This is a genomic window from Rhodopila sp. (assembly GCF_035548235.1).
Lineage (GTDB): Bacteria > Pseudomonadota > Alphaproteobacteria > Acetobacterales > Acetobacteraceae > Rhodopila.
This window is the reverse complement of record NZ_DASZTJ010000177.1, coordinates 1-9,727: the sequence shown is the minus strand read 5'-3', so window position 1 is coordinate 9,727 and position 9,727 is coordinate 1. Positions and strand designations below refer to the sequence as shown.

Genomic DNA, 9,727 nt, shown 5'->3' with positions numbered 1-9,727 from the left:
GTCCATCGCGTGCACACGCTTCAGGCAGTCCTGCGTCAGTTCCACCGGCGAGAGCTTCTTCGCGGCGATCAGCGCCGAGGCCTGGGCGATGGTGGGGATCATGCCATGTCCTCCTCGGTGAAGCCGTAGGTGTGGGCCAGTTCCGCCATGTGGCCGCGCGGGGTGCGGACGCGTTCCTTCATGGCGGCGAGGCTGTCATGGATGGTCTTGAGATCGGCTTTCTGCGCCTCGGTCAGCGTGAGGCCGGCGGCGGCGAGCAGGTAGTCGAGTGCCGGGTCTGTCAACGTGGGCGGCATGGAATTCCTCCTGTCTGTCTATACAGTTGATGCAATCGACGGGCCGCGCGGTGCGGGGCCCCATGATAGGACGTTTTGTCAGCCGCGCCGCTTCGCCTAATCTCCTCCGGTGAGGGGGAACACCATGCGCATCGAAATCATCTGCACCGGCGACGAAGTCCTGACCGGCAAGATTACCAACACCAATTTCTCCTATATGGCGCAGAAGCTGGAGGATGTCGGCCTTTCGGTCTACTGGGGCACCACGGTCGGCGACGACCGCGACGCGCTGCTGGAAGCATTCCGGCTCGCCTCCGCTCGGGCCGATGCGGTGATCGTCAATGGCGGCCTGGGGCCGACGGTCGACGACCTGTCGCAGGAGATCGCCGCGCAGGCCGCCGGCGTCGAACTGGTGCTGCATGAGGAATGGTTGGAGCGGATGAAGGACTTCTTCTCCAAGCGCGCCCGCACCATGCCGCCCAACAACGTCAAGCAGGCGATGCTGCCCTCGACGGCCGAGATGCTGGACAACCCGATCGGTACCGCCTGCGGCTTCGCACTGGATATCGGCAAGGCGCGGTTCTTCTTCACCCCCGGCGTGCCGCGGGAGCTCCGCCGGATGCTGGAGGAACAGGTCATCCCCCGCATCCTCGCCCGGTCCGGCGCGCCGTCATCGATCTATTTGAAACGTTTCCACTCCTACGGGCTGGGCGAATCGCATGTCGACCAGCTTCTGGCCGGTGTGGAGACGCTGGACCCCGAGGGCGGGATCAAGCTGGGATTCCGAGCGCATTACCCTCAGTTGGAAACGAAATTGACGGTGCGGGGGTCGGATCGGGCGCAGATCGACGCCAAGCTGGCACCCGCCATCGCCGAGGTCCGGCGGCGCCTGGGCAACTTCATCATCGCCGAGGACGACCAGACCCTGGAAGGCGAGGTGCTGGCCGCACTGCGCGCCCAGGGCTCCACCCTCACGGTCGTCGAGACCTTCACCGCCGGCCAGATCAGCGCGCGCATCGCGCATCTGCCGGGGGCAGAGACCGTGTTCCGGCACGGCACGGTGGCGCGGCACCTGGACAACCTGTTCGGGATCGCGGTGCCCTCGGCGCTGGACCAGGCGACCACCGAGGCGGTGGTGCAGGCCGCCCGCGAGAAGACCGGCGCGACCCATGCGCTGGCGGTGTTGATCGAACTGGATGACGGCGCGGACCGGATCGACTTCGGCGGCGCGATCTGGATCGGGATCGCAACGGCGGAGCGGGTCGAGTTCCGCCGCTCCCGCATCCTGGGGGGACGCGAATGGGTGCGGCTAGGCGCGGTGGAGTTAGGGCTGGACTGCCTGCGGCGGTTCCTGCTGGGGCTGCCGGTGGTGGAACGGATCGATTTCGAGAAGAGCTAAGGCACGGGATTTCGTGCTGATCCGGGCCAGTCGCGATCCTTTTCGTGCCGACCATCCGTGACTTCAATTAGGGCGTCCTGAAAGTCGCGGATGGCCGGGACAAGCCCGGCCTGACGGAGAGGGAGAAAGAACCGGCCCGGTCAGGAACGCGACGCCGTCACGGTGGGGGCTGATTTGGCCTCGACCGGCAGGTCCGTCTCCCATCCGCCGCCCAGCGCCTTGTACAAGGCCACGAGATTGGTCGAAACGGTGGTCGTGCTGTCGGCCAGTTGTTGTTCCGCCGCGAGCAGGCTGCGTTGCGCGTCCAGCACCTGCAGGAAGTCCGAAACGCCTTCCTGGTAGCGGCTCTGCGCCAGGGCCAACGCTTTCCGATTTTCGGTCACTGCCTGGGTCAACTCGTCACGCCGAGCCTGTTCGGCCTTATAGGCGGTGAGGGCGTTGTCGACGTCGTGCCAGGCCTGCAGCACCGTCTTCTGGTAGGCGACCGCCGCTTCCTCCTGCTGCGCTTCCCGCAGCCGAAGGGTGGAGCGAAGCTGGCCGCCTTGAAAGATCGGGATCGTCAGGCCGGGGCCGACGGCATACTGGTTGGATGCCAGGTCAAAGGCATGTTGCAGTTGCAACGATTGCAGGCCGAAGCTGCCGTTCAGGGTCAGCGACGGATAGAAGTTCGCCACGGCGACGCCGATATCGGCGGTAGCGGCATGCAGCTTGGCCTCGGCCTCACGGATATCCGGGCGGCGGCGCGCCAGTTCCGACGGCACGCCGACCGGCACGAATGCCGGCACCGGCGGGATCGGCTTGTCCGTCGCCAGTTCCTGGCGCAGCGCATTCGGCGGCTGACCCAGCAGCAGGCTGAGCGCGTTGATGTCCTGCGCCTCCTGCTGCTCCAGTGTCGGGATCTGCGCCAGCGTGGTACGAAGCTGCGCGGACGCGTTGGCGACATCAAGGTCGGTGGTCACCCCGCCCGCGGCGCGCTGCTGGGTCAGCGACAGGCTCTGCCGCGCCGTCTGGACATTCTCCCGCGCGATCCGAAGCTGCGCCTGGGTGCCGCGAAGCTGGATGTAGTCGCGCGCGACCTCGGCGAGGCTGGTGAGCAGCGTTGCGCGGCGCTCCTCCGCAGCCGCCTGGGCCGAGGCACTGGCGGATTCGACCGAGCGGCGGACCTTGCCCCACAGGTCCAGCTCCCACGACGCGTCGAAGCCTTCCTGCCATATGTCGAAGGGCGCGAGGCCGCCGGTGTTGATGCCGCCGGTACTGTTGCCGAAAGCGCCGTTGGCGGCGCTGCCGGTTGCGCCCGGCGCGATCGAGAAGAAGCCGTTGTTGCTCGATTGCTGGCGCGTATAGGAAGCATTGGCGTTCAGCGTCGGGAACTGCGCTGCCCTCGCCACGCCCAATTGCGCTCGGGATTCAGCCAGGCGGATGCTCGCGACCCGGACATCCAGGTTCTCCGAGGCGACCTTTTCCTCCAGCTTCGTCAGCTCCGGATCGCCGAACAGGTTCCACCATTGCGGGTTGATGGGTCGGGCGACCGTCACGCTCTCGGCTTGACGCACCTGCTCCTTGGGGCCGGAAAACCAGGAGGTGGGAGAGGCCCAGTGCGGCGGCTTGAAGTCGGGACCCATGGTGCAGCCGCCCAACACGATCGCGGGCAGCACCGTGGTCGACAGCAACGCAGTCCTGAGCATCGCGGTCGGGCGCGTCCGGCGGCGTTGCGGTTTACTATTGATCATATGCGCAGCCCTATCCCCCACGACTGACCCGGCCGGAACGTCTCAATGGCCGATCGCGGCGCCTTTGGGCACGCGTGGCAGCAGCAGGACGGCGGGTGAAACGACAAGGGCCAGAAGGCCCAGGACCCAGAAAACATCAAGATAGCTCATCACCGACGCCTGCGTCTGCACGATCGCATTGATCGGAGCAAGTGGAACGCCCCAGCCATAGCCGTTATAGGCCGTGATGTGCTCCGCCAGACGTGCATGGTGGAATTGCGTTCGCTCCACCAGCATCGTGGTCACGAAGGACACGCCGACGCTGCCGCCCAGGTTGCGCATCAGGTTGAAGATCGCCGATGCCTCGTTATTCCGATTGGGCGGCATGCCGATATAGGACACGGCGCTGATCGGGATGAACAGGAAGGGCAGCCAGATGACCTGGATCACCCGAGCGGTCGAGACGGTCCAGAAATTGATGTCGAGGTTGAGCGTCGCGGCATGCAGCATCGCCAGGCCCATGCCTACGGTGGCTACGCCGATCAGCCATTTCGGCTGGATGATCCGACCGGTGACGATCCCTGACACCGGCATCAGCACCAGGGTGGCGATTCCGCCCACCCCCAGCGTCATGCCCGCCGTCGTCGCGTCGTACCCCAACAGCGACTGGGTGAGCTGCGGCAGCAACTGGGTGGTGCTGATCAGCACGAAGCCGATCAGGAACATCAGCCCGCAGCTGACGGCGAAGTTCTTATAGCCCAGCAGGCGGACGTTCACGACCGGATGGGGATGGATCAGCTCCCAGACCACCAGCGAGACCAGCGCGGTGCCTGACAATACGGCCAGCGTCGTGATGAACCCCGAACCGAACCCGTCATCCTGCTCATAGCGATCCAGCATGATCTGCAGCGCGCCGAAGCCGATCACCACCAGCACCAGGCCCAAGAGGTCGATGTCCAGGCCCTTGGCGAGCCGCTCCTTGCGCTCCTGCTGCAGGACCTCCGGCTCGACCACCAGCCACTGCACCAGGGTCAGGGACAGCAGGCCGACGGGGATGTTGATCAGGAACACCCAGTGCCACGACAGGTTGTCGGTTAGCCACCCGCCCAGGACCGGGCCGATGGCGGGGGCGCTGACCACGGTCAGGCCATACAGGGCGAAAGCCTGGGCGCGCTTCTCGGGCGGGAACGTGTCGGCGAACATCGACTGTTCGGCCGGCGCCATGCCGCCGCCGCCGACCCCCTGCAACACCCGAGCGGCGAGGATCATCGAGAGCGAGGTCGACATGGCGCAGAGGAACGAGGCGAAGGTGAACGTCGCGACGCACATCATATAGAAACGCTTGCGGCCGAGGACGTTCGCCAGCCAGCCGCTGACCGGCAGCACGATGGCGTTGGACACCAGGTAGCTGGTCAGGATCCAGGTCGATTCGTCCTGGTCCGCGCCCAGGCTGCCGGCGATGTGGCGCAGCGCGACGTTGGCGATCGTGGTGTCCAGCACCTCCATGAACGTGGCGATGGAGACGACGACGGCGATCAGCCAGGGGTTGCGATCCCCCGCGGCGGACCTGGGTAACGGTTCGCGCCGCGCCACGGCCTAACGCACCCGCACGCTGGGGATGACGGACATGCCGGGCGCCAGGCGGTAATCCTGGATCCGGTCGTCGTCGAAGACGATCTTCACCGGCACGCGCTGCACGATCTTCACGTAGTTGCCGGTGGCGTTCTCGGCCGGCAGCACGCTGAACGCGGAGCCGGTGCCGGCCTGGAAACTGTCGACCTTGCCGCGCAGCGTGACGCCGGGCAACGCGTCGACCGTCAGGTCGACCGGCTGGCCCGGACGCATATAGGCAAGCTGCGTCTCCTTGAAATTCGCCGTCACCCAGCGCCCGTCCTGCACCAGCGCGAACATCGCCTGGCCTGGATTGACGTAATTGCCGACGTCCACCGACCGGTGCGTCACCAGCCCCGACGCCGGCGCGGTCACGGTGCAGTAGCCAAGCTGCAGCGCCGCCGCCTTGGTCGCCGCCTCTGCCTGCCGCAACTGGGCCGTCGCCGATTCCACCTGGGCCTGGCTGGCCTGGACCTGGGCGCGTGCCCCGCCCTCGGTCTGCTGGCTGGCTTTCAGCTTGGCCTGCGCGGACTGGTAGGTGGCGGTGGCGGCGTCGATCTGCTGGCGCGTCACCGCGTTGGGGTTGATCTTCTGGAACCGGTCATAATCCTGGCGCGCCTGCCACAGGTCGGCCTGCGCGACCTGGACGTTGGCGACCGCCTGGTCGACATTGGCCTGCTGCACCGTCACTTGCGACTGGGCCTGGAGCAGCGCTGCCCTGGCCGAAGCCTCCTGCGCCTGGGCCTGGTCGAGCTTGGCCTGGTAGTCGCGCGGATCGATCCGGAGCAGGACCTGCCCCGCGGTCACATGCTGGTTGTCGGCGAACAGGATCTGCGTCACCTGCCCGGCGATGCGCGGAGCCACCTGGGTGGTGTTGGCGTCGATCATCGCGTCGTCGGTCGATTCGTAATGCCGGCTGACCAGCCAGTACTGCGCGCCGCCGCCGACGATCGCCAGCAGCACCACGCCTGCGAGGATGAAGCCCAGCCGCCGGCGCCAGGGGCGGCGAGGCGTCTCCGCACCCGAGGCCTGGCCGTCCCGCGCGGCATCGACCCGCGTCACATCGTCCATGCGGCGCTTCGCCTCCTGTTCCTGACCGAACCGTTCGGTCAAACGCCTGGGGTGATCTGGCAATCACCCGGGAATTGTCAATATCATGCCGTGTGCAACGCCCGAGGCGGTCGATCGTCGAAATGGATAACGTGTCCGATACCCTGTCCCCGGAGAAACGGGACCAGATCCTGCAGGGGGCGTCGCGGGTCTTCGCCGCCGATGGCTACGAAGGCGCATCCATGGCGCGGATCGCGCAGGAGGCCGGGGTTTCCAAGGGGACGCTCTATAATTATTTCGACGGCAAGGCGGCGCTGTTCAGCACGTATGTCGCCGAGGTGTGCCAGCGCAATCTCGCACATGTGTTCGACAGGGCGGATCATGACGGCGACCCGGCGGCGGTGCTGCGCGAGATCGGGCGGCGGATGCTGACGATGGTGCTGTCGGATGCGGGGCTGACGATGTACCGGATGGTGATCGCGGAGGCCGCCAAGTTCCCCATTCTGGCCCGCGCATTCTTCGAGGCCGGTCCCGCTCGGGCCATCGACTTCCTGTCCCGGTGGCTGGAGGAGGAGACGCGGCGGGGGCGGCTGGCGGTGGATGATCCATCGTTCGCGGCGGAACAGTTCTTCAATTTGTGCCAGACGCACCTGGTGCTGCGGCGTAAGCTGGAGATGCTGGCGGATCCGAGCGAGGCGGAGATCGAGCGGGTGGTGGATGCGGCGGTTAGGGTGTTTTTGAGGAGTTATGGGGTGAAGGCTTTCACATAATCGCTCTTCGATTACTGCGCTTGGAGGGATAAGATGGGCTTATTCACGAGGATCATCGAAAGTTGGGAGCGACGGAAAACGTTAAAGGAATTCAACCAAACGTTATCAGTCAATAAGGAACATCGTTTCTGGGATTTCAAAAACGCAATGGAAGAAGCACTTGCGCTCTTCGAGCGGGATCATGTGGCCCAAGCAAAAGCGCTTTGGTATAAGGCGTCGTCAGAATTTCCAGACGAGTCATTGGACTCCCCACTTACAATAAAATTATTGCTAAAGCTGAGAATGTACAAAGAGTTGGATGATCTGGCTATAAAAGCCATCAGGAAGAAACCAAATGATCCTCTATTCCTCGAGGGTCTCGCCCAATCGGCAAACGACCAGGCGAAGTTCGAGGCGGCATCCGAGTACTCAAATCGGTTAATTCGAATGTTTCCCGATCGTCGTGCAGGCTACCTCGCTGCTGCAAATGCATTGAGTGGCATGGGGCGAGCGACCGAGGCTGAAAAGGTTATTGCAAAAGCGTTTAGCCGTTTGGGAGATGATCTTACTATATTCATAGAATATGCGCGGATTGCCGATCGGAAAGAAGATTGGGAGGCTGCGCTGGCACGCTGGCACGACGTCTATAAACGCTTTAAGCACGCGACGGGAATTGCAGGTTCCCTCAGGGCCTTGGGTGAACTCAAACGCTTTGATGAGGCGGACGCGCTCTTCGAGGACGTTAGGTTTACCTATGGGAACGAATTTTCGGTTTGGACCCAATTCGCCAGGAATGCCGAGCGTAGAGATGACTGGGCTGAAGCGAACATCCGGTGGGAGCAGTTTCGGCAACGCTTCCCCAGGTCCTCCCTTGGCTTTATCGAAGGTAGTGCCGTACTCAGGCGCCTCGGCCTTGAGGCCGAAGCAGAAGATCTATTGGGAATAGGAGCTAGCCAAGTCGACCCTGAGCCAAAAATCCTGGCGGAATACGCGTTCGCAGCCCACCGGCGATCCGCGTGGGAGGCAGCTGACGAGCGATGGAGCGCTTATCGTAAAATATTTCCAGACAGATCGGAAGGATTCGTCCAAGGCAGCGCTGTACTGGAAAGACTAGGCAGGAGCGAGGACAGCAAACAACTGCGACATCAAGCGCCCCATCCTGTCAACTGATACCAACATCCAGGGGAATAGCATGTCGCTTAATCTCTCGGCAGACATCCAGAAAAAGGTCAATGGAGGAGCCGAGAAATTTTTCATCTTGTGAAAAAGTGAACCGGTCGATGTACGCAGTAAGAAGCTTGGGGTTTGACTGCATGATTGTCCCATGCGGATGCTCGCGGTCGGCTTTCGCGATATAGGCTAGAGTCCCTGGCCCGTAGGCTGAAATAGCAGTTTGAAGCTTCTGAGCCTCCTCCTGGGTTAAATTTCTCCGCATGTTTTTATAGACGAATATCTTTTCTCCAGATGTTAGATCTTCGATTAACTTGGACTTAAGATATAGAAGCCGCCGTTCTGCCCGCTGCCTCATTTGCTCGCAAGAGCAAGCGGAAGTCTTAACAAACGTCCTCATCGCCATATGGTAACGCGTATCGATTGTCCAGTATTCGTCTTGTCCGTTTTCCGGCACGAAAACGACCGTATTTTCCTTATCACCTACACCATCAAAACGCGTCTCTAACGCAGCGAGCAAATGCTCGTATCCTATATCCGCCCAGCGGAGCAGGCCGAGAGGTTCCGCATTGAAGTGCCTCTGAACGAGACCAAATTCGCAGCCATGTCCCCACCCGCCTAAGCTCTCAAAGCTCAGCATCAGAGCTGCCAATGCATCAGCATCATCGATTGCAGGAACTGATCGTTTTCTATTGCACTGGATACTGAATGTTTCTGAGCGTCGCTCAAACCAAACAGAAAAGGCCTGAAGTGGAGAGCCAGTATCCGCTCGACATGGCACCCCTTGCTTACAGGGTCCGACCGATGTTCCATCCTGAAACTGCGCGCGGTAACAGCAGTCCCATGTATCCGCCAAATATCCGGTTGCTCTGAAGCAGATACCAAAGATCGGCCTTGCCTGACCCTTCGTGCCGCAAAACATCCCTGCTGTGAAGGCTCGCGTTAAACTTCCATCCTCCAGCACGGCCCTATATTCGATCTCAAACGGGCTAACATCTGCCCCAGGTTCAACGGAAAACCCTTCAATAAGAGCAGGGTCCGGAAGAACGCTGACTTCTGCATTGGATGCGAACCATTTGTCGCCTAGCCGCGACAAATGAGCATCTATCCTAAGACACGGCGCACCAAGACTGGCCTCGGTATCCGGCCCTAGTCCGTTGAGTTCTGCAAACGGCGAAGTCGCATACGTGCTCCTTGCCAAGGATGGACCCCGCCCCTCGGAAAAGAGCGATTCGTAGGCTTTCAACAAACACGCCGTGTATCGCATTATCTGCGTCCGCGTAAGAAACGTGTTTGCAAATGACCGACCCCGATGGCTGATAGACTTGAACACTTCGGGAAATTGGCGTGAAATATCAAAGACTCGCTCAACATCCGAGTCGTCACGAATCGGGACAAAATGATACCAAGGAATCATACCATCGAAATAAAATAGCCGATGCGGTGACTGATACTTTAAAAGAATGCTATTACTACGAAGAGCAATTGGTATCCGCGAACAAGTAGCTCCCCAACCATCCATTGATATTATGAATTGATGTTTAAATTGTTCTTTATAGCTCAGAGTATTCCCGAGGCCGATCCCCATATTATTCAATTCTTGTAGGAAGGCTTTATCCTGGGTAGTAGCAATCGGTAATCTGAAGTCTACCTCAGGATTATCTTTGAAGTACAATGCGGAACGAACGCGAGGATGCAAGTTCTTCGAAATGGTTTCCGGATTCAGATGAGCTCCCGTGGTGGCACCCACAAATACAGCACTCC

Annotated in this window: 8 protein-coding genes; 3 read left to right on the top strand and 5 right to left on the bottom strand. The window is 61.5% G+C overall.

Features of this window, described 5'->3' with window-relative positions; all coding sequences use genetic code 11:
- Positions 1-98: 98 nt before the first annotated feature.
- Complete coding sequence (locus VHB27_RS14385; protein ID WP_325601569.1) at positions 99-296, bottom strand: hypothetical protein; 198 nt, start codon at positions 294-296, stop codon at positions 99-101.
- 124 nt (positions 297-420) lie between these two features.
- Between VHB27_RS14385 and VHB27_RS14380 the strand changes: the two genes are divergently transcribed.
- Complete coding sequence (locus tag VHB27_RS14380; protein WP_325601567.1) at positions 421-1,674, top strand: CinA family nicotinamide mononucleotide deamidase-related protein; 1,254 nt, start codon at positions 421-423, stop codon at positions 1,672-1,674.
- A gap of 140 nt (positions 1,675-1,814) precedes the next feature.
- Here VHB27_RS14380 and VHB27_RS14375 read toward each other — a convergent pair whose 3' ends face one another.
- The 3 genes from VHB27_RS14375 to VHB27_RS14365 are packed head-to-tail and all read right to left on the bottom strand — an operon-like array spanning position 1,815 to position 6,065.
- A complete protein-coding gene (locus VHB27_RS14375; protein ID WP_325601565.1) occupies positions 1,815-3,404 on the bottom strand; it encodes an efflux transporter outer membrane subunit in 1,590 nt (529 codons plus the stop codon).
- A 42-nt stretch (positions 3,405-3,446) separates the two neighbouring features.
- Positions 3,447-4,976 (bottom strand): DHA2 family efflux MFS transporter permease subunit, encoded by a 1,530-nt coding sequence (locus VHB27_RS14370; RefSeq protein WP_325601563.1) that lies wholly within the window; start codon positions 4,974-4,976, stop codon positions 3,447-3,449.
- Between the two features lie 3 nt (positions 4,977-4,979).
- Positions 4,980-6,065 carry an HlyD family secretion protein gene (locus VHB27_RS14365; protein WP_325601561.1) on the bottom strand — a complete coding sequence of 362 codons (1,086 nt, stop codon included), beginning with the start codon at positions 6,063-6,065 and terminating at the stop codon, positions 4,980-4,982.
- Between the two features lie 131 nt (positions 6,066-6,196).
- On the opposite strand from VHB27_RS14365, the gene VHB27_RS14360 reads away from it, so the two are divergent.
- Positions 6,197-6,814: a TetR/AcrR family transcriptional regulator gene (locus tag VHB27_RS14360; RefSeq protein ID WP_325601559.1), complete on the top strand. Its 618-nt coding sequence runs from the start codon at positions 6,197-6,199 to the stop codon at positions 6,812-6,814.
- 33 nt (positions 6,815-6,847) lie between these two features.
- Positions 6,848-7,963 carry a tetratricopeptide repeat protein gene (locus VHB27_RS14355; protein WP_325601557.1) on the top strand — a complete coding sequence of 372 codons (1,116 nt, stop codon included), beginning with the start codon at positions 6,848-6,850 and terminating at the stop codon, positions 7,961-7,963.
- Here VHB27_RS14355 and VHB27_RS14350 read toward each other — a convergent pair.
- Positions 7,956-9,727 (bottom strand): glycosyl transferase family 90 (locus VHB27_RS14350; RefSeq protein WP_325601555.1); only part of this gene is annotated, 1,772 nt, incomplete at its 5' end. The two genes, VHB27_RS14355 and VHB27_RS14350, sit on opposite strands and share 8 nt — an antisense overlap.

Bases quoted from the DNA above. Each gene is read 5' to 3' on its own strand.
- VHB27_RS14385 (WP_325601569.1), bottom strand. From the start codon at position 296: ATGCCGCCCACGTTGACAGACCCGGCACTCGACTACCTGCTCGCCGCC.
- VHB27_RS14380 (WP_325601567.1), top strand. From the start codon at position 421: ATGCGCATCGAAATCATCTGCACCGGCGACGAAGTCCTGACCGGCAAG.
- VHB27_RS14375 (WP_325601565.1), bottom strand. From the start codon at position 3,404: ATGATCAATAGTAAACCGCAACGCCGCCGGACGCGCCCGACCGCGATG.
- VHB27_RS14365 (WP_325601561.1), bottom strand. From the start codon at position 6,065: ATGGACGATGTGACGCGGGTCGATGCCGCGCGGGACGGCCAGGCCTCG.
- VHB27_RS14355 (WP_325601557.1), top strand. From the start codon at position 6,848: ATGGGCTTATTCACGAGGATCATCGAAAGTTGGGAGCGACGGAAAACG.